This is a genomic window from Nocardia sp. CA-145437, from assembly GCF_050956485.1.
Classification (GTDB): domain Bacteria; phylum Actinomycetota; class Actinomycetes; order Mycobacteriales; family Mycobacteriaceae; genus Nocardia.
In genome coordinates this window covers 4,992,553-5,016,055 of sequence record NZ_CP191204.1, presented here as the reverse complement: position 1 = coordinate 5,016,055, position 23,503 = coordinate 4,992,553, and the positions used below count along the sequence as shown (strand labels likewise).

18 protein-coding genes are annotated in these 23,503 nt (G+C 66.8%); 13 read left to right on the top strand and 5 right to left on the bottom strand.

The window, feature by feature from the left end:
- The first annotated feature begins 93 nt into the window (after positions 1 to 93).
- The 3 genes from bioB to ACQPYY_RS23380 all read left to right on the top strand — a co-directional run bounded on the left by bioB (position 94) and on the right by ACQPYY_RS23380 (position 2,198).
- Positions 94 to 1,131, top strand: a complete 1,038-nt coding sequence (bioB, locus tag ACQPYY_RS23390) for a biotin synthase BioB (protein WP_357095183.1) — start codon at positions 94 to 96, stop codon at positions 1,129 to 1,131.
- A gap of 141 nt (positions 1,132 to 1,272) precedes the next feature.
- The gene (locus ACQPYY_RS23385) at positions 1,273 to 1,488 is read left to right on the top strand and encodes a hypothetical protein (RefSeq protein ID WP_213561023.1); all 216 of its coding nucleotides are present in this window, start codon (positions 1,273 to 1,275) and stop codon (positions 1,486 to 1,488) included.
- Complete coding sequence (locus ACQPYY_RS23380; protein WP_433590995.1) at positions 1,488 to 2,198, top strand: DUF2567 domain-containing protein; 711 nt, start codon at positions 1,488 to 1,490, stop codon at positions 2,196 to 2,198. The genes ACQPYY_RS23385 and ACQPYY_RS23380 overlap by 1 nt, the downstream gene beginning before the upstream one ends.
- Before the next feature lie 21 nt (positions 2,199 to 2,219).
- On the opposite strand, the gene hypF is transcribed toward ACQPYY_RS23380, so the two are convergent.
- From hypF to ACQPYY_RS23360, 4 genes are read right to left on the bottom strand one after another with little or no spacing between them, the layout of a single operon-like run.
- Positions 2,220 to 4,541: a carbamoyltransferase HypF gene (hypF, locus tag ACQPYY_RS23375; protein ID WP_433590994.1), complete on the bottom strand. Its 2,322-nt coding sequence runs from the start codon at positions 4,539 to 4,541 to the stop codon at positions 2,220 to 2,222.
- A 6-nt stretch (positions 4,542 to 4,547) separates the two neighbouring features.
- Positions 4,548 to 5,564, bottom strand: a complete 1,017-nt coding sequence (gene hypE, locus ACQPYY_RS23370) for a hydrogenase expression/formation protein HypE (RefSeq protein ID WP_433590993.1) — start codon at positions 5,562 to 5,564, stop codon at positions 4,548 to 4,550.
- A complete protein-coding gene (locus ACQPYY_RS23365) occupies positions 5,561 to 6,145 on the bottom strand; it encodes a cysteine hydrolase (RefSeq protein WP_433590992.1) in 585 nt (194 codons plus the stop codon). Before ACQPYY_RS23365 ends, hypE begins: the two co-directional genes overlap by 4 nt.
- A gap of 5 nt (positions 6,146 to 6,150) precedes the next feature.
- Positions 6,151 to 7,134 carry a ParB/RepB/Spo0J family partition protein gene (locus ACQPYY_RS23360; RefSeq protein ID WP_379106361.1) on the bottom strand — a complete coding sequence of 328 codons (984 nt, stop codon included), beginning with the start codon at positions 7,132 to 7,134 and terminating at the stop codon, positions 6,151 to 6,153.
- A gap of 467 nt (positions 7,135 to 7,601) precedes the next feature.
- Here ACQPYY_RS23360 and ACQPYY_RS23355 point away from each other — a divergent pair, with 467 nt between their 5' ends.
- The 7 genes from ACQPYY_RS23355 (at position 7,602) to ACQPYY_RS23325 (ending at position 16,985) form a co-directional block, all read left to right on the top strand.
- Positions 7,602 to 8,645: a hydroxymethylglutaryl-CoA reductase gene (locus ACQPYY_RS23355; RefSeq protein ID WP_379106358.1), complete on the top strand. Its 1,044-nt coding sequence runs from the start codon at positions 7,602 to 7,604 to the stop codon at positions 8,643 to 8,645.
- Positions 8,632 to 9,831 carry a hydroxymethylglutaryl-CoA synthase gene (locus ACQPYY_RS23350; protein WP_433590991.1) on the top strand — a complete coding sequence of 400 codons (1,200 nt, stop codon included), beginning with the start codon at positions 8,632 to 8,634 and terminating at the stop codon, positions 9,829 to 9,831. The genes ACQPYY_RS23355 and ACQPYY_RS23350 overlap by 14 nt, the downstream gene beginning before the upstream one ends.
- A 2-nt stretch (positions 9,832 to 9,833) precedes the next feature.
- Entirely contained in the window at positions 9,834 to 10,760 is a 927-nt protein-coding gene (gene mvk, locus ACQPYY_RS23345) for a mevalonate kinase (RefSeq protein WP_433590990.1), read from the top strand.
- Entirely contained in the window at positions 10,757 to 11,758 is a 1,002-nt protein-coding gene (gene mvaD / locus ACQPYY_RS23340) for a diphosphomevalonate decarboxylase (protein ID WP_433590989.1), read from the top strand. Before mvk ends, mvaD begins: the two co-directional genes overlap by 4 nt.
- Positions 11,755 to 12,867, top strand: coding sequence for a phosphomevalonate kinase (locus ACQPYY_RS23335; RefSeq protein WP_433590988.1), 1,113 nt, complete (start codon positions 11,755 to 11,757; stop codon positions 12,865 to 12,867). Before mvaD ends, ACQPYY_RS23335 begins: the two co-directional genes overlap by 4 nt.
- The gene (gene fni / locus ACQPYY_RS23330; RefSeq protein WP_433590987.1) at positions 12,864 to 13,952 is read left to right on the top strand and encodes a type 2 isopentenyl-diphosphate Delta-isomerase; all 1,089 of its coding nucleotides are present in this window, start codon (positions 12,864 to 12,866) and stop codon (positions 13,950 to 13,952) included. The genes ACQPYY_RS23335 and fni overlap by 4 nt, the downstream gene beginning before the upstream one ends.
- A 99-nt stretch (positions 13,953 to 14,051) precedes the next feature.
- Positions 14,052 to 16,985, top strand: coding sequence for a (Fe-S)-binding protein (locus ACQPYY_RS23325; RefSeq protein WP_433590986.1), 2,934 nt, complete (start codon positions 14,052 to 14,054; stop codon positions 16,983 to 16,985).
- A 90-nt stretch (positions 16,986 to 17,075) separates the two neighbouring features.
- On the opposite strand, the gene ACQPYY_RS23320 is transcribed toward ACQPYY_RS23325, so the two are convergent.
- Complete coding sequence (locus ACQPYY_RS23320; protein ID WP_379106342.1) at positions 17,076 to 17,936, bottom strand: haloalkane dehalogenase; 861 nt, start codon at positions 17,934 to 17,936, stop codon at positions 17,076 to 17,078.
- A gap of 190 nt (positions 17,937 to 18,126) precedes the next feature.
- Here ACQPYY_RS23320 and ACQPYY_RS23315 point away from each other — a divergent pair, with 190 nt between their 5' ends.
- From ACQPYY_RS23315 to ACQPYY_RS23305, 3 genes are read left to right on the top strand one after another with little or no spacing between them, the layout of a single operon-like run.
- The gene (locus tag ACQPYY_RS23315) at positions 18,127 to 19,188 is read left to right on the top strand and encodes a UbiA family prenyltransferase (RefSeq protein ID WP_433590985.1); all 1,062 of its coding nucleotides are present in this window, start codon (positions 18,127 to 18,129) and stop codon (positions 19,186 to 19,188) included.
- Entirely contained in the window at positions 19,188 to 20,243 is a 1,056-nt protein-coding gene (locus ACQPYY_RS23310) for a pyridoxal phosphate-dependent aminotransferase (protein ID WP_433590984.1), read from the top strand. The genes ACQPYY_RS23315 and ACQPYY_RS23310 overlap by 1 nt, the downstream gene beginning before the upstream one ends.
- A complete protein-coding gene (locus ACQPYY_RS23305) occupies positions 20,231 to 23,479 on the top strand; it encodes a thiamine pyrophosphate-binding protein (protein ID WP_433590983.1) in 3,249 nt (1,082 codons plus the stop codon). The genes ACQPYY_RS23310 and ACQPYY_RS23305 overlap by 13 nt, the downstream gene beginning before the upstream one ends.
- Positions 23,480 to 23,503: the final 24 nt, after the last annotated feature.

Genomic DNA, 23,503 nt, shown 5'->3' with positions numbered 1-23,503 from the left:
TCGTGTTCCGGCTCACGTTCCGGGCTGCTAGCCTACCCTGAACACCGTTCAAGTTGCTCGGTCACACGGCCGGACGAAGGGATTCCCGCGGACATGACCCAGGTAGCCGTCACCACCGAAGCCGGTACCAACGCAGGCGATGACATTCTCGCCATCGCTCGCGAGCAGGTGCTCGAGCGCGGCGTCGGCCTGACCCAGGAGCAGACCCTCGCGGTCCTGCGGCTCGGCGACGAGCGGCTCGAGGAGCTGCTCGGCCTGGCGCACGACGTCCGCATGAAGTGGTGCGGCCCCGAGGTCGAGGTCGAGGGCATCATCTCGCTCAAGACCGGCGGTTGCCCCGAGGACTGCCACTTCTGTTCGCAGTCCGGCCTTTTCCAGTCGCCCGTGCGCGCCGCCTGGCTCGACATCCCCTCGCTGGTGGAGGCGGCCAAGCAGACCGCCAAGACCGGCGCCACCGAGTTCTGCATCGTGGCCGCGGTGCGCGGTCCGGACGAGCGCCTGATGGCGCAGGTCGCCGCCGGCGTCGAGGCCATCCGCAACGAGGTCGACATCCAGGTCGCCTGCTCGCTGGGCATGCTGAACCAGGAGCAGGTGGACCAGCTGGCCGCCATGGGCGTGCACCGCTACAACCACAACCTGGAGACCGCGCGCTCGCACTTCCCGAACGTGGTCACCACCCACACCTACGACGAGCGCTGGGAGACCCTGCGCATGGTGCGCGAGGCCGGTATGGAGGTCTGCTGCGGCGGCATCCTCGGCATGGGCGAATCCCTGGAGCAGCGTGCGGAATTCGCGGCCGACCTGGCCTCGCTGGAGCCCGACGAGGTGCCGCTGAACTTCCTCAACCCGCGCCCGGGCACCCCCTTCGGTGACCTCGAGGTGCTCCCGGCCGCCGACGCGCTGCGCGCCGTCGCCGCCTTCCGCCTCGCCATGCCGCGCACCATCCTGCGTTTCGCCGGCGGCCGCGAGATCACCCTCGGCGACCTGGGCGCCAAGCAGGGCATCCTGGGCGGCATCAACGCCGTCATCGTCGGCAACTACCTGACCACCCTGGGCCGCCCGGCCGAGTCCGACATCGATCTGCTCGGCGAGCTGAAGATGCCGATCAAGGCGCTCAACGAAACCCTCTGAGCGAAAACCACTGAGATAAAAAAGGGGGTTCGGGGCATAGGCCCCGAACCCGTCTCGTACGGTAGGGGTACGGGGGCCGACTGTCCCCTGGACCTGATCTACCCGCCGAGTTCGATACGCGAAGGATCCATCGAGGTGGTCGTGGACATCGAGGAGCGCTACAACCCTTTCACGGGCAAGCGAGTCGTGCCGGGGCTGGACGATCCGGTACCCCCCGCTGCGGCCCTGGGCCTGGAGCCGCCGCGCTTCTGTGAGCAATGCGGTCGCCGCATGATCGTGCAGGTCAGCCCCGACGGCTGGTGGGCCAAGTGCTCGCGCCACGGGGTGCTCGACTCCACGAGCCTGGAACACCGCTAGTGGCAGCCACATTCGCCGCCGAGCCGGGCGGACTACGCGTCGAGGTATTGATGCGGGAAGTGCGTGCGGCGGCGGCGGTGTGTGCCGCGCTCGCCGCGGTGAGCGCCCTGGCCGGGGTGGCCTGGGCGTATCTCGCTCCGGCGGAACAACTGCTGGTGGTCGAACCCGACCGCGGCACCGCCCTGACCGGTGAGAGCCTGCACCGTTTCGACGCGCTCGCCATCTACGTGCTGATCGGCATCGTGCTCGGGGTGCTCGGCACGGTCGCGGCCTGGCGCTGGCGGCGGGTGCGGGGCCCGGTCCTGCTGACCGGCATCATCCTCGGTTCCGCGGTCGGCGCGTTCCTCACCAAGGTGGTCGGCGAGGCGGTGGCCGAACAGCGTCACGTCCGGCCGACCCACCCGCCCATTCACACCATCGTGGAATTCGCTCCCTCCGTGGAGGGTTGGGCAGCCCTCATCGCCCAGCCGCTCGCCGCCGCCGTCGTGATCCTCCTGCTGGCCGCCTTGAGCACCTCCGACGATCTGGGCACCGGCGAATATCTGCCCTTCGGCGGCCCGCGTCCCGAACCGGCCGTCATCGCCCCGCCCCCATACGGTTCCGCCATCCTCTACGGCCCGTACCCCGGCAATTCCGCTGCGCCCCAGCCTCTCGCACCCCGCGGCCCGGTCGTCCCCTTCGAAGCCCCCGAAACCGACGCCCCCCGCTGACCACGTAGTGCGGTGCCTGAATTACCCCGGGCGGCCGTTTCCGATGGTGTGCCGGTAGTCGGCGACCAGCAGTTGGCCCAGGGCCAGACCGCCGTCGTTCGGGGGGACTTGGCGGTGGGTGTGGACCTCGAAGTCGTCGCGGGTGAGCGTTGTCAGGCAGTTGATCTGGAGGAATTCGTTGAGGAAGACGCCGCCGGAGAGCACCACCCGGCGGATGCCGGTTCGGCGGGAGATGTCGTGGCACCGGCGGCGGACCATGGTGACGACACTCGAGTGGAATCGGCGGCTGATCTCGGGGAGGGGTAGGTCGGCGGCCAGGTCTTCGGCGATGGCGCGGATGACAGGTCTGAAGTCGACTTCGGTTGTGGTGTAGTCGAATTCGTATCCATCGGCCATGTCGAGGTTGCGCTCGAGCAGGCCCTCCAACTCGATCGGGCCCTGGGCTTCGTACTCGGCGTATGAGCAGATATCCAGGAGGGCGGCCACTGCGTCGAAGAGCCGGCCCATGCTCGACACTTCGGGGGAGTTGATGCCTCGCGCCCGCATTGTCGAATACACCTGCCGACGCTCCTGCTCGAGCCGACCGAGCGCCGGGAAGGCCTTGACGGCGGTATCGATATCGCCGAACGTGTCCACGGCGACCGACACCGCGGTCCGGATCGGTTCGTGGACCGCGCGGTCGCCGCCGATCAGTGCCAGACGCCGCAGATGGGTTGCCCGCTCGACCTTGTCGAAACCGCCCACCAGGAATTCCCCGCCCCAGATGGCGCCGTCGGTGCCGTAGCCGGCCCCGTCGAACACCACACCGATGGCCTGCCCGGTGAGCCGATTCTCCGCCATACACGCGGCCATATGGGCATGATGGTGCTGGACGAACACGGGCTCGCCCGGCTCACCGATGCCTTCGTGGGAACTGCTGGTGCGGAACTGCGGGTGCATGTCGTAAACGCCTGCGGCGGGCCGCAGATCGTAGAGCGATGCCAGGTGCGCCGCCGTCTTACGGTGCGAGGCAAAGGTTTCGTCGTTCTTCAGGTCGCCGATGTGCTGGCTGAGGAAGACCCGGGAACCGGCGGACAGGGCCACCGTCGTCTTGAGTTCGGCGCCGTAGGCGACCAGTGGCGTCAGCGGCCGCCCGACCTCCACCGGGTACGGCGCGTAACCGCGCGCCCTGCGCAGGAACGTCAGCAGGGGGCCGTCCAATTCGGGGTGCGCGGACAACCGGACCACGGAATCGTCGACCCTGATCTCGATTTCACGGTCGTGGTAGAGGATCACATCGGCGATCTCGAAGAGCTGTCCGAGGGCGTCCTGGTTGCGATAGGCGATCGGATAGCCGGAGAGGTTCCCGCTCGTCATGACCACCGTGTCCAGGCCGGATTCGTCCAGGAGCAGGTGATGATGCGGCGCCGAGGGCAGCATCAGACCCAGATTCGGATTCCTCGGGGCGACGTTCTCGGGCACCGCGCCGGAACGCTTGCGCGCGAGCAGAATCGGCCGTGCGGGCGAGCTCAGCACCGCTTCCTCGGCCGCGGACAACTCCACGATCCGATGAGCGGTGGCCAGATCCCGGACCATGACGGCGAAGGGTTTCGAATCCCTGCGCTTACGCTCGCGCAGCAAGGCCACCGACTCGGCGTTGCGCGCATCCACGGCGAGGTGGAAACCGCCGACGCTCTTGATCGCCGCGACCCGTCCCGCCGTCAATTCCCTTGCGCATCGGCGCAATGCGTCCTCGCCCTCGATGACCGTTCCCTGCCGGTCGGCGAGGAACAGGCGAGGTCCGCAGTCCGCACAGGCATTGGGCTGAGCGTGGAAGCGCCGGCTCATGGGATCCCGATACTCGCGGTCGCATCGCTCGCACATGACGAAGGAGTGCATCGTGGTCTGCGACCGGTCGTAGGGCAGTGCGCGAATGATCGAATACCGGGGACCGCAGTTCGTGCAGTTGATGAACGGGTAGCGATAACGGTGGTCGGCCGGATCGCGCAGCTCGGCCAGGCAGTCGGCGCACACGTGCGTATCGGCCGGTACCAGAGCCACTTTCGCCCCGGTGTGCTCGCTGTGCACGATGTCGAAGCCGGTGGCCTCCGACCGTCCGGCCGACCTGCCGAGGGTGACCACGCTGTCGACCCTCGCCAGTTCCGGAGCCTTGCTCGCCAATTCCTCGCTGAACAGCCGCAGCACGGACTCGACGCCGCTCGCCTCGATGAGCACGCCCTCGGGATCATTGCGAACCCATCCGGCCAGTTGCCGTTCATGGGCGAGCTTGTAGACGAACGGGCGATAGCCCACGCCCTGAACGACACCGGTGACCCTGATCTGCCAGGTTGCTTGTTCGGTCATGACGACTCAGCACAACCGGGGCAGCTCTGCGCCGAGCAGCGGTTGGAGCGCCGACTCGCGACCCGCGGAATCCCGCAACAGCACCGAAGCGCCCTCTCGCGCAGTCACTTCACCGATCGCCACGGCGTGCCGTCCGTACTCGTGCCCGTGCAGTGCGGCCAGGACCGCATCGGTCGCCGCGGGATCGATGAAGATCGCCACGCAACCCTCGTTGGCGCAGTGCAGCGGATTGATCCCCAGCATGTCCGCCGCCATCGCGGTCTCGTGCTGGATGGGCAGGGCCGGCGCCTCGACCACGATGGTCTTGTCCAGCTTGCCCGAGTACTCGTGCAGCACCGCGGAGAGTCCGCCCCGGGTGACATCGCGCATCGAGTGGATCGACCCGGCGGGCACGGTGGCGAACAATCGGTCGATCATGGTGTTGAGCGGCGCGCAGTCGCTGAGGACCCGGCTTTCGAAGCCCAGGCCTTCGCGAATCGACAGCAGATGGACGGTGTGATTACCGATCGGGCCGGACAGGATGACCGCGTCCCCGGGGCGCACGGAATCCATCCGCAGGGGTTCGCGGGCGAAGAAACCGACCCCACTGGTGTTGAGGTACAGCTGATCCGCTTCCCCCGCGCGCACCACCTTGGTATCGCCGCACACGATCTGCACGCCGGCTTCGCGCGCGGTCTCCCGAATGGAGGTCAGCACGCGGAACAGGCGATCGAACGGCAGTCCCGTCTCGAGGATCAATCCGAGCGTGAGATAGCGCGCGGTGGCCCCCGAGACCGCGAGATCGTTGACGGTCCCGCAGACCGCGATCTTCCCGATATCGCCATTGCCGAAGAAGGGCGGATCGACCACGAAACTGTCCGTGGTCATCGCGATCCGGGTGCCCTCGACGGGGAGGACGGCGCTGTCCTCCATCTCGCCGATGTAGACGTCGCCCAACGTTTCCGCGATGAATGCCACGAGTTCGCCCGACAATGTCGCACCCGTGCCGTGGTCGAGTTGAATCTGCTGGGTCGCGAGAGTCACGGTGTCTTGGTTTCCTTCCGGGGCAGTCCGCCGTTCTCATCCAGCGTCCGAATGATCTCCTCGGAATCGGCAACGGTGGCGCAGTACCCCTCGAGCCATTCGAGCGCACGCAGCCGGTCGGCTTCGACGGCGGAGAAGACGCAGTCGCTCGGCACCCCGACGATGTATCCGCGAAAGAACGCGTCGGCCGCCGTCGTCTGAATGCAGATCTGGGTTTGCAGGCCGATGAGAATCAGGGTCTCGACCCCGACCGCCTGGAGTCGCTCGTGCAGATCGGTCTCGTAGAAACCGCTGTCCTTGCTCCGCTCCTGAATGATGTCGTCGGGGTCGAGGAACTCGCGAATCACATCGGCGCCCTCCGTGCCTCGCAGGGCGGGGATGCGCCCGTCGTACCGCTCGGCGAGGGGATCGTCGGGCTCGTTGAGAAGCTGCAGGTGGAAGACGGGGTAACCGCGTTTCCGCATGGCGGACAAGAATCCCGTCACATGGGGAGTCGCCGCGGCTATGGCAGCCTGACGCTCCGGATTCTTTCCGACGATGTCGTACTGCATGCCGCTCGTGAGAATGGCGATCTTTGACATTTCGATTACTCCAGTGATTCGTTGTTCTGCGCTGCGTCCGAGCGACCTTGCAGATCCCGTGCGATATTCGACCAATTGACCGCGCATTGGTACGCGAATTCGATGATGTGGTCCCGCGTATGGGGGAGAATGGCGTCGGCGATCTGCTCGAGATCGCTGCTCTTCACCGCGCGCTGATGCATCCACCGCAGGAGGTCGCGGCCGCTGGCACTCATACGTAGTGCGGGGTCCCTGGACAAAACGGCCAGCAGGGCGCCGAGATCGGCGGGCCTCTCGGGATTGAGCGGGGAGTTGAGCCGATCGAGAGTTTCCGAGAGTTTGCTCTCCGGCTCGGATGGTGCAGTGAGACTACGGTTTTCGTTCGTGTGGAGGAGGGGGTCCTCCCCGCGTTTGAGTCGGGTGCGCACATCTCGAACGGTCGAGGGGGACAACCCGACCTCTTGGGCGATGCTGCGCAGGGAGGCATCGGGCCGGGCCATGATCAGCTCGGCGGCGGTCCGCCGCGCCGACTTGGTGTCGACCGGTCGCAGGCGGCCGTCGCTGCCCAGGCGATGGCTGGACCGTGAATCGTCGTGGATGCGGCCCCGGATCGATGCGACGGTCTTCGCCGACAGTCCCGCGGTGGTAGCGATCGAACGATCCGACCAATGCGGATGCGTCCGCATGATCCGTTCCGCGGCGGTCCGCCGATCGGTGAGTGACAGTGGCAGGCCGTGGGTTGTGTTCTCGCGGACCCCGACTATGAATGCGAGTTCCTCGGAACCGTCCACCAGATATGCATCAATATGTGTGAATCCCTTCAGTCGCGCGGCGGAGGTGCGGTGAAATCCGTCGATAACCCGCATTGTGGGCCGATGAACGAGAATTGGCGGCAACGGCCATTCGGCCTCGACCAACCGTTCGATGTGGGAATGATCCTCACCCTCGGATCTGGGGGATCCGGCGGTGACCAGCGATACAATCTCTAGGGATGTCTTGACGCGATTCACGTTCTAGAAATGCTCCAAATGCGTTGTGCCCCTGGGCCTGATCGAAAATTACCGCAGGTGCATCATTCCGGCAAGGGTGCTCGGGATTGCGAACACAGCCGTTGTGATCGTCCCCCCGCCCTCCACCATGCCAGGCGGTGCCGACTCGCGCCCGCCGGCGCCCGTCCCGGGGCTGTGCAACTGGGTGAAAGCCGCAGTTGCACAGCGTGATTCGATGCATTGCCGCAGGTTACCGCCCGGTACGGGGTGAGCGTTCACACAATTGTGACGGCTCACACCCGCGGCGTCTCTCCCGGTGAGATCGGCAACTCGCGTTCGGCCCTTGTCGTGACGATCGACATGTGCGGTAATACCGTGGCCGACTTCGGTTGCGGTACATGTAAATCGCAATCACAGAGATTTGCTCGTCGGCTGACAGCTCACCCGATCGTCTTGCTCGGGACCTTCTATTTTCGACAGTGGGTGAAATGGACGCGGCAATCGTCCCGCTCCGATGGGTGGGGCCGGTCAAGATCACCGGTAATGTGGTGGACGAGCCGGTCGAAATCCCGTTGGCCACATACGAATCGCCACTGTGGCCATCGGTGGCGCGCGGCGCCAAGATCACCAGGCGCTGCGCGCGCGGCATCGTGGCCACGCTCGTCGACGAGCGGATGACCCGGTCGGTGCTGCTCGAGGCCGACGACGCCGGTACCGCGCTGGCGGCGGCGCGCAGTCTCGCGGACTCGATGGGTGAGCTGCGCCGGATCGTGTCCGAATGCAGCCGGTACGCCGAACTGCTGGAGGTCCGCCACCAGATCGCCGGCAATCTGCTGTTCCTGCGATTCGAGTTCTCCACCGGCGACGCGTCCGGCCACAATATGGCGACCCTGGCCGCCGATGCTCTCCTCGCGTACGTCGTGCGAACGTTCCCGGGCCTGCGCTACGAATCCGTGTCGGGGAATTTCTGCACCGACAAGAAGGCGTCCGCGGTCAACGGCATCCTGGGCCGCGGGAAGAACGTGGTGACCGAATTGCTGATCCCTCGTGCCGTGGTGGAGAACGATCTGCATACGACCGCGCGGCGGGTGGCGGCGCTCAATGTCCGGAAGAACCTGATCGGAACGAACCTGGCGGGCGGAATCCGTTCCGCGAACGCGCATTACGCGAACATGTTGCTGGCCGTCTACCTGGCCACCGGCCAGGACGCGGCGAATATCGTCGAAGGCTCGCAGGGCATCACGCACGCCGAGAACCGCGACGGTGATCTCTATTTCTCGTGCACGCTGCCGAACCTCATCGTCGGAACCGTCGGCAACGGAAAGGGTCTCGATTTCGCCGCCGCGAATCTGGCCAGGCTGGGATGCCGCGACGACCGTCCGACGGGGGAGAACTCCCGGCGTCTCGCCGTGGTGACCGCGGCGGCGGTCCTGTGTGGCGAACTGTCGCTGATGGCGGCCCAGACGAACTCGGGGGAATTGATGCGGACACACCTGAATTTCGAACGCTCACCATCGGATGGAGGGAATTGACGTGGCGTTGACCGTCGGAATTCACGATATCGCCTTGGCGACCGGGCATTACGCGCTGAGCCTCGAGGACCTGGCGGAGCGGCACGGCGTCGATCCCGGCAAGTACACCGTCGGCCTGGGGCAGACCACGCAGACCGTACCGGCGACGGACGAGGACATTGTCACCATGGCCGCCGCGGCGGCGAAGCAGATCATCGCCGAGCACGACGCGGGGGACATTCGCACCGTTCTGCTCGCCACCGAAACCGGGATCGACCAGTCCAAAGCGGCCGCGGTCTACGTGCAGGATCTGCTGGGACTGTCGTCCTCGACCCGGGCGGTGGAATTGAAGCAGGCGTGTTACGGCGGCACCTCGGCGCTGCAGTTCGCGGCCGGGCTCGTGCATCGCGACCCCGAGCAGCGGGTATTGGTGCTCGCCAGCGATATCGCGACATACGATGTCGATTCCGCGGGCGAGGCCACGCAGGGTGCGGCCGCCGTCGCCATGCTGGTGTCGGCGGATCCGGCCGTCGCCGTCCTGGAACCCACGTCGGGTCTGTACACCGCCAATGTGCAGGATTTCTGGCGGCCGAATTACCGTTCGACACCGATGGTCGACGGCAAGCTGTCGGTCTCGTTGTATCTCGAAGCGGCGGAACAGGCGTGGAAGGACTACGAGGCTCGTGGCGGTCGTGCGATCGAGGATTTCGCGGCTTTCTGCTATCACCAGCCCTTCACGAAAATGGCCTACAAGGCCCACGCGCGGCTGCTCGAGATCCACGGTATCGACGCCCAGATGGCTCGGCTGGACGCGGATCTCGCACACACCACCAGCTACAACCGCCTGATCGGCAACAGTTATACGGCCTCGCTGTATGTGGCCCTGTTGTCGTTGCTCGACCACGCCGAGGATTTGAGTGGCCGCTCGGTCGGGATGCTGAGTTACGGATCGGGATGTGTCGCGGAGTTCTTCGGATTGTCGATGGTGCCGGGATACCGGCAACGGCTGCGGACCTCGTCCAATCAGGACGCCATCGCGCGACGGGAGTCGATCTCCTACGAAAGGTATCGTGCGATAAGGGATTTCGAATTGCCCGAAGACGGTTCGTCGACGGTGCTGGAGGTGGACGGCGCGGGAGGGTTCCGTTTGCGAGCCGTCACCGAGCATTCGCGAATGTACGAGGCATGTCACCCGATTCAGGCATGAGGATGGATGCGAAACCCTCGGATTGCGGCACGCTCGGCAAGGGCCGGGCGGCCGCCAAACTGATTCTGCTCGGTGAACATGTGGTGTTGTACGGCCGTCCGGCGATCTCGCTGCCGGTGCCGCAGATCGGGGTGCGGGCCACCGCCTATCGATCCAGGGGAACCGCCGCGCGGCTGGGCGACACGGCGGTGTCGCGGCAGGCGATGGCGGCGGTCTGCGCGCATCTCCGGGTTCCGGAGGACGGCCTGGCCGTCGCCGTGGACAGCGATATCCCCAGCGAGCGCGGATTGGGTTCCAGCGCGGCCGTCGCCGCGGCCATCATCGCGGCGGTGGCCGATCTGTGGGATCGGCAGCTCTCCGGCGAAACCCTTTTCGCGCTGATTCAGGAGTCGGAGACGTTGGCGCACGGAAACGCCAGCGGCGTCGACGCGCGCACGGTGATCGGCGCGGGCGGGCCGCTGTGGTTCCAGGACGGGGTGGCGCGGTCACTTCCGGTGGCGGACAGCGCGGATCGCGCGGTCCTGGTGGTGGCCGACACCGGGATAGCCGGGAGCACTCGGCAGGCGGTGGCGACCGTGCGCGGGCGACTCCGCGAGCTCGGCGCGGTGGGTGCGGAGTTGCTCGAGCAGGCCGGGGACCTGACCCTCGGTGCCGCCGAGGATCTGCGGCTCGGGCGGTTGGCCGCGCTGGGCCGTGCCATGACCGCGACACAACGGATTCTGGTGCGATTGGGCGTCAGCTGTCCGGCCGTGGACGACCTGGTGGCCGCCGCGCTGGCCGGGGGCGCGCTGGGGGCGAAACTCTCGGGCGGCGGACTCGGCGGCTGCGTCATCGCACTGACCACCGATGCTCCGGCTACCCGCGCGGCGCTGCTCGCCGCTGGCGCGCATCGTTGTTTCGAGGTTCCGCTGAAACCGGTGCGCGCATGAATTCCGTGGCAGCGGTCGCGCATCCGAACATCGCCTTGATCAAGTACTGGGGCAAGCGAGACGAGGCCCTGCACCTGCCCATGACCACCAGCGTGTCGCTGACCCTGCGGGAATTCCCCACCACGACCACGGTCACGGTGCGGCCGGACCTCGCCGCCGACCGGGTGACCTTCGCCGGAGCACCGGCGCCCGAGGCCTTCGCGGAGCGGGTCTCGCGGTTTCTGGATCTGGTGCGTGAGCTGTCGCGCGACCGTCGGCCTACCGCGGTGGATACCGTGAACACCGTGCCGACCGGAGCCGGGTTGGCCTCCTCCGCGGCGGGTTTCGCCGCACTGGCGCTGGCCGCCGCGACCGCCTACGGGCTGGATCCCGATCCCCGCGCGCTGTCCCGGCTCGCGCGGCGCGGGTCCGGCAGTGCGGCCCGATCGATCTTCGGCGGCTTCGCGGTGTGGTGGCGCGGTGCGGGTGACGGCGAGTCCGGTGATCTGAGCAGTTTCGCCGAGCCGATCGACGCGCCGCTGCTGAACCCGGCGCTGGTGGTCGCGCTGGTCGACACCCGCGAAAAGGCGGTTCCCAGCAGGGAAGCCATGCGGCGGACCGTCGCCACCTCGCCGTTCTACCCGGCGTGGGTGGAGGAATCCGCCCGGGACCTGGATCGCATGCGGAGGGCGCTGGGCGAGGGCGACCTGGCGACCGTCGGGGAAATCGCCGAGGCGAACGCCCTCGGGATGCATGCGACCATGCTGGGCGCTCGGCCGGCCGTGCGGTATTTCGCCCCCGGCACCTTCCGGGTGCTGGACCGGGTGCTGGAGTTGCGTGCCGCGGGAATCGGCGCGTGGGCCACGATGGACGCGGGTCCGAACGTGAAGGTGCTGTGCGATTCCCGCGACAGCGCCGCCGTGGCGGCCGCCGTCGCCGAGGTGGCCGGGGGAGCGGAGCGGGTCGTGGTCACCACCGCCGGGCCGGGCGCCGCCCTCTCCGGCAGCGGACATCGATGATCACGGTCGCCGTTCCCGGCAAGCTGTACATCGCGGGCGAATACGCGGTCCTGGAGCCGGGCAGCGCGGCAGTGCTGATCGCCGTCGATCGCTATGTGCGGGTGCGCCTGACTCCGACGCCGTCGATCGGCCCGGCGGTCCGGACGATCACCACCGATCATGCCCGGGGACGTTCCATCGAATTCGTCCACCGGGAGGCGGGTTTCGAGCCTGTCTCGGCGACGGAGGCCGATGCGGCCGGGCTGTCGCATGTGCTGGCAGCCTTGGCCATGGTCGATCGCTACGCCGCCGGGGCGGGGCGGGGGCCGGTCGGCTTCGCCCTGGATATCGATTCCCAGCTGGACGATGCCGAGACCGGACGCAAATATGGGCTGGGCTCCTCCGGGGCGGTGACCGTCGCGGCGGTGCGGGCCGCCGCCCGGGCGTACGGGTTGCCGTTGGATGCCGCCACCGAACTGAAACTGGCTCTGCTGTCGGTCTTTTCGGTGGATCCGCACTGCTCAGGAGGCGATGTCGCGGCCTCGGCGCGGGGCGGCTGGGTGTACTACCGGACCCCGGATCGCGCGGCACTGATCAGCGCACTGGCGCGGCGCGACCTCGACCTCGGGGCGCTGCTGCGGCAACCGTGGAAACACCTGGCCGCACGGTCGTTGCCGTCGCCCCGGGAGCTGTCGCTGCAGGTGGGCTGGGTCGGACGACCGGCGAGTTCGAGCGCCCTGGTCGCGGCGATGAAACAAGCCGCCCGACAGCATCGTTCGGTGTATCGGCGGTTCGTCGCCGCCAGCGATCGGTGTGTCGAACAACTCGCGACGGCGTGCCGAGCGGGCGACGATCGCGCGATCGAACTCGCGCTGAGCGCGGCGGGCCGATTGCTCCGCGATCTGGCCGCGGCCTCCGGGGTGGCCATCGAAAGCCCCGAACTGTCTCGATTGCGGTGTCTGGCCGAGGAACTCGGCGCGGTGGCGAAGAGCTCCGGCGCGGGCGGCGGCGACTGCGGGATCGCCCTGATCGATCCCGCCCGAGTACCGGCCCTGCGGCAACGGTGGCGAGCCGGCGGAATCGAACCGCTGAATCTCCGGGTACCCGAGAGGAAAGAGAGCATCAGATGAGCTATGCCACCCGCAAGGACGATCATGTCCGCCTGGCCGTCGCGCAGCATCGGGAGTCGTTGGCCGGGCAGCGCCCGTCCCCGTTCGAGGATGTCGCCTTCGTTCACCATGCCGTGCGGGGCACCGCGGAGCGGGCCGTCTCGCTGGCCACCGAGGTGGGCGGCGCGACGTGGCCGGTGCCGCTGTACATCAACGCCATGACCGGCGGTAGCGCCCGCACCGGCGAGGTGAATCGCGGGCTGGCGATCGCCGCGCGGGAGACCGGCCTGGCGATCGCGTCGGGCTCGATGAGCGCCTATCTGGCGGACAGCTCGGTGGCCGGGACCTATCGCGTGCTGCGCGAGCAGAATCCGGACGGCTACGTCATCGCCAATGTCAATGCCAATGCCACACCGGAGATGGCGGCACGCGCCGTGGAGCTGTTGCGGGCCGACGCACTCCAGGTGCATGTCAATGCGATCCAGGAGATCGTGATGCCGGAGGGGGATCGGGACTTCTCGGCCTGGCCGCGCAATATCGCCCGCCTCGCCGAATCACTCGGCGTTCCGGTGATCGTGAAGGAGGTCGGATTCGGGATCAGCGCCGATACGGTCACGCAACTGGCAGACCTCGGCGTGCGGATCGTTGACGTATCAGGCAACGGCGGAACGAATTTCGCGCTCATCGAGAACGCCAGGCGGCGTCGAGCCGACTTCGGCCTGCTGGCCGACTGGGGCCTGTCCACCCCGGCGTGCCTGGTCGATGGGGCCGAAGTGGCCGCGCTGCGCGGGGTCACCGTGCTCGCCTCCGGCGGGGTGCGAACTCCGCTCGACGTCGTCCGCGCCCTGGCGCTCGGCGCTCGGGCGGTGGGGGTCTCGGGACACTTCCTGTCGATTCTCGAAGCGGCGGGCGTCGACGCGCTGATCGAGGCCATCGACGCGTGGATCGCTCAGATCCGGCAGCTCATGGTGGTGCTCGGCGCGGAAACCGTGCACGCACTGGCGAACGCGGACGTGCTGTTGACCGGTGGGCTCGCCGAGCTGTGCAGACTGCGCGGTATCGACCCGGCCGCCTACGCGCGGCGCAGTCGGTCTACTCGCGAGTAGCGGTAATCGCGTGTTGTTACCCACGAGTAACTTAGAGCGTGTTATGGTGCGTCGACCGACGAACGACATTGCGTCCCTTCGTAAGTGAAAGGCCACTGCATGAGCCCCCTGCAAATAACGCTGGGCATCATCTCCATACTGATCGGTGTCCCAGCGTGGGCTGGGTTTGTCTTGGCGATACGCAAGATGGTGCGCACCATCCGGCTGGGGCAGCCGGCCCCCGACCGGTTCGGGCCGTTCCTGCCGCGATTCGCCACCATGGTCAAGGAATTCGCCGCGCATACGCGCATGGTGAAGTTCCGGACCGTCGGGTGGGCGCACTGGCTCGTCATGGTCGGCTTCCTGATCGGGTTCGTCACGGTCTTCCAGGCGCAGGGGCAGATCTTCAGCCCCACGTTCACGTGGCCGTGGGTCGGTGACACCCTCGCCTACCACCTCCTCGACGAGCTGCTCGGCCTCGGGACCATCATCGGCGGGCTGACGCTGGTGATCATTCGGCAGTTGAACCACCCGCGCCGGCCCGAGCGGCTGTCCCGGTTCTCCGGCTCGAACTTCCTCGCGGCGTATTTCGTCGAGTTCATCGTGGTCGCCGAGGGCATCAGCATGGTCGGCGTCAAGGCGTTCGTCATCAGCTACACCGGGGAATCGCACGCCGCCAGCGACTTCGTCAGCATGAATATCGCCAGGGTGCTGCCGTCGAGCGCCGGGGCGGTCTCGGTCTTCGCGTTCTGCAAGCTGATGGCGGCGCTGGTGTGGGTGGTCGTGGTCAGTCGCAATATCGACTGGGGTGTGGCGTGGCATCGGTTCGCGGCGTTCTTCAATATCTATTTCAAGCGTGAGGCCGACGGCGACGTCGCCCTGGGTGCGGCCAAGCCCATGATGTCCAAGGGCAAGCCGATCGACATGGAGACCGCTGATCCGGACAATGACACCTTCGGTGTCGGCAAGTTCGAGGACTTCTCCTGGAAGGACATCCTCGACGTCACCACCTGTACCGAGTGTGGTCGTTGCCAGTCGCAGTGCCCGGCCTGGAACACGGGCAAGCCGCTCTCGCCGAAGCTGTTGATCATGTCGCTGCGTGATCATGGTTACGCCAAGGCCCCATACCTGCTGGCCGGTGACAAGGCCAAGGCTTCCGAGGCGGCGCGCGCGGAGGCGGAGCGTCCGTTGGTCGGTGGCGAGGATGTCAACGGCATCATCGATCCGGAGGTGTTGTGGTCGTGCACGACGTGTGGCGCCTGTGTGGAGCAGTGCCCGGTGGATATCGAGCATGTCGATCACATCATCGATATGCGCCGCTATCAGGTGTTGATCGAGTCGGAGTTCCCCTCCGAGCTGGCGGGTTTGTTCAAGAACTTGGAGAACAAGGGCAACCCGTGGGGTCAGAACGCCAAGGATCGCCTGAACTGGATCTCCGAGGTCGACTTCGAGGTTCCGGTCTTCGGTAAGGACGCGGACTCCTTCGACGGCTACGAGTATCTGTTCTGGGTGGGTTGCGCGGGTGCGTATGAGGACCGCGCGAAGAAGACCACCAAGGCTGTCGCGGAGTTGCTGGCGACCGCGGGTACGAAGTTCATGGTGCTCGGGCAGGAGGAGACCTGCACCGGTGATTCGGCTCGCCGCGCGGGTAACGAGTTCTTGTTCCAGCAGTTGGCGATGCAGAACATCGAGTTGCTGAACTCGGTGTTCGAGGGTGTCGAGCAGGCCAAGAAGAAGATCGTCGTGACCTGTGCGCATTGCTTCAACGCGCTCAACAACGAGTATCCGCAGGTGGGTGGCACTTACGAGGTGGTGCACCACACTCAGCTGCTGAACCGTCTGGTGCGGGGCAAGGCGTTGGTGCCGGTGTCGCCGGTCGCGCAGAACGTGACCTACCACGACCCGTGCTATCTGGGCCGGCACAACAAGATCTACAACGCGCCGCGTGAGTTGATGGAGGCGTCGGGCTCGACTCTGGTCGAAATGCCGCGTCACGCCGAACGTTCCATGTGCTGTGGTGCCGGTGGTGCGCGCATGTGGATGGAAGAGCAGCTCGGCAAGCGCATCAACATCGACCGGGTCGACGAGGCGCTCGACACGTTGAAGGGCGGCAACGAGCCGTCGATGATCGCGACGGGTTGCCCGTTCTGCCGGGTGATGCTGACCGACGGTGTGACCGCCCGTAAGGACGGCGGCGAGGTCGGTCAGGGCGTCGAGGTCGTCGATGTCGCGCAGCTGATGTTGCAGTCCATCAACCGTGTGGACGCCGCGACCCTGACCGAGAACTTGAAGGTCATCCAGACCCCCAAGGCCGAGCCCGAGCCGGAGCCCGCTCCGGAGCCGGTCAAGGCCGCGGTCGCGGTCGCGCAGGCTCCGGCCGAGGCCGCGCCGAAGGCCGCTGCGGCCGGTGGCGGCCTGGGTATGAAGGGTGGCTTGAAGCCGCCGGGCGGCGGCAAGGGCCTGGCCATGAAGGGCGGGCTCAAGGCCCCGGGCGCGAAGACCGCCACAGCTGCCGCCGAAACCGCCTCCGCTGCTGAGGCTCCCGAGGCCGAGACTCCGGCGGCCCCGACCGCCAAGCCGGGCGGACTCGGAATGAAGGGCGGCCTCAAGGCCCCAGGCGGTAAGGGTCTGGCCATGAAGGGCGCCGCCAAGGCCCCGGGCGCGAAGGCTGAAACCGCTTCCACCGCTGCGGCTCCCGCCGAGGCCGCGGCTCCGGCCGGGGCTCCAGCGGCTGCCGCTGAGGCTCCGGCCGCCGAGGCCAAGCCGTCCATCGCGCCCAAGGGCCTGGCCATGAAGTCCGGTCTGAAGCGTCCCGGCCCGAAGGCTCCGGGTGCTGCGGCCCCGGCCGCCGCCGTGGCTGCGGAAGCGCCCGCTGCTCCGGCCGATTCGGCTCCGGAGACTCCGGCCGCACCGGCTCCGGCCGCCTCGGAGAGCGACGGCACCCCGGACGTCAACGGAACGTCCGAAGGCAATGGCGCTGCCAAGCCGCCCGTCTCCAAGCCGGGTGGGCTCGGGTTCAAGTCGGGTATGAAGGCGCCGGGTAAGAAGAGCTAGGGCGGGCTGAAACACCGGGCAGTCGAACCGGATCGACGTGGGCGGCGCTACCGATCGGTAGCGCCGCCCACGTCGATCTCGTCGCCAGGATCAGGGGAATCGCTTGGCGATCGCGGTCGCGATCTCGTCCGGTGCGTGTTCCTGAATGAACTGCTGGGCGCGGGGCAGTTCGACTACCTCCAGGTCGGTGAATGTCGCTCGCATGCGGGGGATGTGGCCCTTCGGGCGATAGACCATGTCTCGCATGCCCCACACCAGCAGGGTTGGCTTGTCCGCGAGGATGGCGGGGACGTCTCGGGAGAGTTGCTCCAGGAGCGGGCGGGCGTCGCGAATCTGTTTGGCTATCACGCCGAGTCCGCGTCGGGCTTCGGTCGTGGGCTGCACCGAGCGGTAGTGATCGATCTCCGCGGGGGTGAGCTTGCGGCCCAGCTCTCCGAGGAGGACGCGCTCGACCAGGAAGTTCTTCTCGAGGACTTGGCGCTGCATCATCGGGGTGCGGATGAGCCTGCTGAAGATCTGGTTCGCCGTGGCTTCGGGCGGCCAGAAGGTGGTGTTGCCCAGCACGATGCCGCGCAGTCGATCCGCGCGGGTGGTGACGGCGCCCAGTCCGATGGGGCCGCCCCAGTCGTGTCCCATCACGATGAAGTCGTCGAGCTCGAGGTGATCGATCAGCTCGCCGAGGATCGCGGTGTGTTCGGCGACCGTGTAGCCGAAATCGTCCGGGCGCTCGGACAATCCGAAGCCCAGGTAGTCGATGACGACGCAGCGGTACCGGCTCCGCAGTTCCTTCACGACGTGGCGGTAGAGGAAGCTCCACGTCGGAACGCCATGGCAGAACAGGATTGTCGGTCCGGAGCCCTCGTCGATGTAGTGCACCCGGCCGGCGGACGAGTCGAACCAGCGGGACTCGAAGGGGTACAGATTCTTGTCGGGAACGAAGTCGATCAGCATTGCAACCTCTCTGCGTGACGAGACACTGTCTGATATACCCCGCCCGCGGGTGATCACGTGAATTGCTCACCGTTTTGGTTGTACAAAAGCCTGTGCAACTGACGAAGGTAGCGGTTGAACACCCTTGGGCTACATCGGATTCCGTTGTAGGCTCGCAGCACTGGAATCGCGATACGCCGTATAAGGATCGATGGGGTGTGCTATTTCGATACCGACACTTGACGAATTTCTGGGCAAGCCGGCAGAAGAGAGACTCGATTGGGTAAATGAGTCCGAGGGGTTGACGGCAGGAATTCGAGCACGGCTCGAGCTGTTCCTTTCATTCGCTCGCCCGCGCACCTGCTTGCCGGGAATGCTGGCGTTCTGCCTTTCTTGCAAAATGCTGGGCCTGTCGATCGACCTGGATGTTCTGATCGGCTTTGCGATCACCTTCCTGTACAGCGCGGTCGCCAATCTGTTCAACGGGTACTCGGATGTCGCGGAAGACAACGAGAATCTTCCGGCCCGCCTGTACCTGCTCGGTCTCTACGGCCGTCGGCGGCTGCTGCGCAGCTCCTACGCCGTATGCCTGATCATGCTGGCGCTGGCGGCGCTGGTGAGCCCGATTTTCGTTGTGCTGACCGCGGTGTGCGTGGTCATCGCGCACCAGTACTCCTTGCGGCCGTTCCGGGTGAAGGCGCGGCCGGTGTCGTCGATCGCTCTGTTCGCGCTGGATGTCGCCTTTCCGTTCCTGATGGCTCCCGCGGTGGCGAAGCATGGCCCGGCGGTGCTCGGGAATTGGCCGTTCATCCTCATGGCCGCGTATCTGTTCCTCTGGTTCGCGGCCAAGGGATTGGTGAAGAACCTGCCCGACTACTACGGCGACAAGAGCGCCGGACTGAAGACCTCGGCGACACTCAGCCCAACGCGGAAGCAGGCGGCGATCGTGGCCGCGGCGGGTACGATCGCCGTCTACTTGGGACCGGTATTCCTGGTGGCCAGTGGACAATTCGCGGCGAAATACCTGCTGATCCTGGTGTGGTTCCCGATCGTCTGCGTTCAATGCGCGCGGATGATCCTGCGCGATGACGCCCACTCGGCGAACAACATGCTGCGTGCCGACATGGTGGTATCGACGGGATATCTGTCGACCTGGATTCTGCTGGTCGACCCGTCCATTTCCTCGATCAGCATCGTGCTGGGCTCGCTGATCATCATTTTCCTGATGGATGCGCTGAAGCTCGATACCCGCAGAAAGAAGGATGTCGTCTGATGTGGAGCGAGTATCGCTCGAACGAAGAGACCGAGTATTCTGCTGTCACCCTGGACCTTTCGAACAATGCACTGCCTTTCGCTCCATTGCCGAGCGTCCGCAAAGCAATTGAGGCCGAAGTGGATCGCGCGGCCGACTACCCTGCGGCCGCCTACGGATCGCTGCGGAATGCCATCGCCGGCTTCGCGGGCTTCGACCCCGACCAGGTCATCGTCGGACCGGGCAGTGTGGGCGTGCTCGGATACATCATGCGGCGGGTCGCCGGTGATGGCGGCCGGGTTGTCTTCGCGGTACCGGCCTTCGATGCCTACGAGCGTGTTGTGGTGGATGCCGGTGGAACGGCGGTTCCGGTGCGGGGCACCGAGAGCCGGTGGCAGCCGGTCGAGTCGATGGTGGCGGCGGCCGGGGACGATGCGGCCGCGATCCTGATCTGCTCGCCCCACAACCCGACGGGTGAGCGAGTGTCGCTCGACGAGATCGGGATGGTCCTGAGCGCGGTTCCGCGGCACACGGTCGTCGTGGTGGATGAGGCCTATATCGACTTCGATCGCACCGTCGATGCCTCGGCGACCTTCCGGCTGACTTCCGCACACCCGAATCTTGTTGTCCTGCGTACCTTCTCGAAGGCGTACGGTCTGGCGGGTCTGCGCGTGGGATACGCGGTCGGAGACGCGGGATTGATCGGCGCCTGCCGAACCGTCGCCATGCCTTTCGGAGTGAATCGACTGGCGGTGGCCGCGGCCATCGCATCCCTGGATGTCAGTGATGAGCTGGCCGATCAGGTCGATCGGGTCGTTCATTGCCGATCGCAGTTCATCGAATCGGCTCGCGCGCACGGACTTTCCGTTCCCGAATCGCACGGCAATTTCCTGTGGGTGCCGATGCGGCATCCGGCCCCGCTCGTCGACTGCTTCTCCCGCTCAGGGATCGCGGTACGTGAATATCCGGACCTCGGCGTCCGAATCACCGTGCCCGCACCGGAACACATGGATCACGTTGTCGAAGTCCTCGCGGATGGATACAGCCGAATGGAGGCAACCGCATGCCACAGATGAATCCGCATCTCGGGGCCGACCTGATGGGCCGGCCACGGTTCGCCGACGCACTGGTGGATCGATTGGTCCGAAACGATGTGCGCTACATCTTCGGAATGCCCGCGGAATCGGTGAATTGCCTTGTCGACGCGGTCGGTCGGCGAGAGGAGATCGGGCTGATCGCGGTTCGTCATGAGAGCGCGGCCTCGTGGATGGCCGTCGGCTACGCCCGCCGGTCGGGCACCGTCGGGGTGTGCTTCGGCACGGCCGGTCCCGGTGCGACGCATCTGCTGCCCGGCGTCTACGACGGGCGCTACGACCGCGTGCCGGTGCTGGCGATCTCCGGACAGGTGCACCTGGGTGATATCGGGACGCAGTCGTTCCAGGAGATCGATTCCTCGCGACTGTTCGCTGACGGGACGTGGCGATCGGCGGACATCATGTCGGCCGACCAGATCGGCGTCTTCGACCAGATCATGCTCGGCATCCGGCTCGAGCAGACCTCGGCGCACGTCGCCATCCCCTCGGACCTGCTGATCGCACCGGTCGGCGAGCGGGAACAGCCGAGCCCGTATCGGCTGGACCGGCGCAGCCCGACGAGGGTCGACAAGAAGCGCATCGACGACCTCGCCGACCACCTCTGCGCGAACCCGACGCCGATCGTCTTGGGTTCCGGCAGCGGGAAATCCGTCGAGCAGGCCCGGTTGCTCGCACAGGCACTGGATGTTCCGCTGCGGGCGCTGCCCGAATCCGGAATCCCGGAGGCGCTGGTATCTCCCGTCGACGATGAGCGAACCGCGGCGGCTGACGACAGCGTTGTGCTGATCGGCCGGCCGACCGTCGGTGTGGAGCGCTACTACCCCTCGGCGCAGATCCTGATCGAAATCACCGATCTCGCGACCTCCGGGTTCGACACCGGATGCCGCAGGATCGGCATCGCCGGCGATATTCCGGCGATTCTGGAGTCCTTGACCGAGGCGGTATCGAGCCGCCGGGGCGCACCGGCGGCATCGGAGCGGCCGTCGGGAATCCCGCAGAACGCGGATGCGCCCGAGGGCTGGGCCGTGCTCGCGCGACTGCTGGCGGGAGCCGCTGTCGCCGTCGATCCCGGTCCGATACAACGACTGTCGCGCCGATACCTGAGTGAGCACGCGGACATCCACAGTGCGTGGAATCTGGCAGCCGAGGGTTCGGCGCTGCCGATGTCGATGGGCCTGGCGCTGGCGGCCGGCGATCGCGCCTACGCGCTGACCGAACTCGCGTCGCTGGACCAGTACATCGCGGAGCTGTCCACCGCCGCGCGATACACGGTTCCCGTCACGGTGATCTGCGCCGCGGAATCCGGCGCGACGATCAGCGATCTGGCGCGAGCCTTCGGAATCCCGGTGTTCTGGGCGACCGACTCGAGCGAGCTGGCGTCGCGATTGGCAGCGGCCGGGCAGGCCGAGGGTCCCGCGGTGATCCTCACCTCGGCGCTGGAGATGGAAGCGGCGCTCACCGATACGACGCCTCGCGCCGACGCCGTCGAGTTCGCGAGCGATCTGCTCGGCGCGATTGCCGACCGTGGCATCGACTCGGTGTATCTGACGCGAACCAGCTGCGCGCGACTCGGTCTGACCAGTGCCGCGCGTCCGGACCTGGACCTGCGGACCGTCGCCGACACACAGGCGGCGGCCATGCGGGCGACCGCAGCGTTCAAGGCCGCCGGCACGACCGCCTGCGCCCTGGTGACCTCTCCCGCGGAACTGCTCGCGCAACTGAACGGGCTCTACGACGCCTCGTTCGACAGCGCCTCGGTGCTGCTGATCTCCTTCGAGATCGACCGCTGGTTCCTGGATCCGGTCGACGTGCTGGGGGAGATCTCGGCGATATCGGTGGTGCTGGACGGCACCGAGCAGGATTCGACCCGCCTTCGAGACGCGTTGCTGACCGTCGCCGGTGGCGGCAAGGGCGTGACGCATATTCACGTTTCCCATGCGGCGCTGGCGGCAGGCAACAGCGCGGCGCTCGTGAACAGCGCCGGCGCACTGAGCATTCCGACGTCATTGATCGGACTTCCCGGCAGCACGATGGCCGCACCCGACGAGATCGCGCGAGCGGCGGAACTCCTCGCGGCGGCCGAGAACGTCTCGATCATCGTCGGTCGCGGTGCGGCGGGCGCACGACGGGAACTCCTCGAATTGGCCGCACGCACCCGAGCCCCGCTCTACTGCACGATGGGCGCGCTGGCCGCGGATGTCGTCGGGGATCATTGCGACGGCCTGGTCGGCACATCCGGCCACGACGTGGCGATGCAGAACATTCGTCAGAGCCAGGTCCTGATTCTGGTGGGTGTGTCCTGGCGAGGCTCCGCCTTCGAGCTCGCCGGCGACGGCCCGGTGATCTCCATCAATGCCGACGCGCTGACCTTCCTCCGCCTCCCGCCGGAATCGATCGGCTTGCTCGGCGACGCGCGCGAGGTGCTGGAGGCGTTGATCGGGACCTCGAATGATCCTGTCGACGTGGACACTGTCGTCCGCGTCGGCAAGCCCCCATCGAAGGGGCCGCGGGAGAGTTCGCGCCAGCTGCTCGCGGTGACAGCGTCACAGATCATCGATCATGAGCTCGCGCAGGCGGATCGGGCCTCCACCCTGAGCGTCGATGTCGGCATCAACACCCTGTGGGCGTACCGCCACATCCGGTCGGCGACCAGATATCTGTGGACCGCGTCGTTCGCCACCATGGGATTCGCGGTGCCGGCGGCGGCGGATGTCGCGGTGCGCAATCCGAAGGACATCTCGGTGGCGATCGTCGGCGACGGCGGGATCGGCATCACGCTGGCCGAGCTCCGCAATGTCGCGAACGCCGAATCGACCACGGTCATCGTCGTTTTCAACAACGGCGCGCTCGCGGCCATCAAGTTCGAGAGCTGGATCATGGGCTGGCCGGACACCTCCTCGGAGTTCGCGCCCTTCGATTTCGCGAGCTTCGCGCGGCATTGTGGGCTCACCGGGGTGACGGCGCGGACATCCGAGGAATTCGGGGCCGCGTTCCGAGCCGCGCTGCACACCGACGGCCCGACGCTCATCGACGCGCGCATCCCCGCGGTGGAGGCCCCCGCGCTGGCCGGGCGCATCCATGTTCGTCAGGTCGTGGGTCTGCTGTCGGGCTGGATCCGGGACGGCAAATCCGCGAGATCCGGGGCCTGGTCGATGGTGAAGGCCGTCGGCGCCGACGCGGCTGTTCAAGCCATGCGCCGGGTCGGGCGAAGCGAATGAAGTGCCCAGTCGATCGGAGAGGAG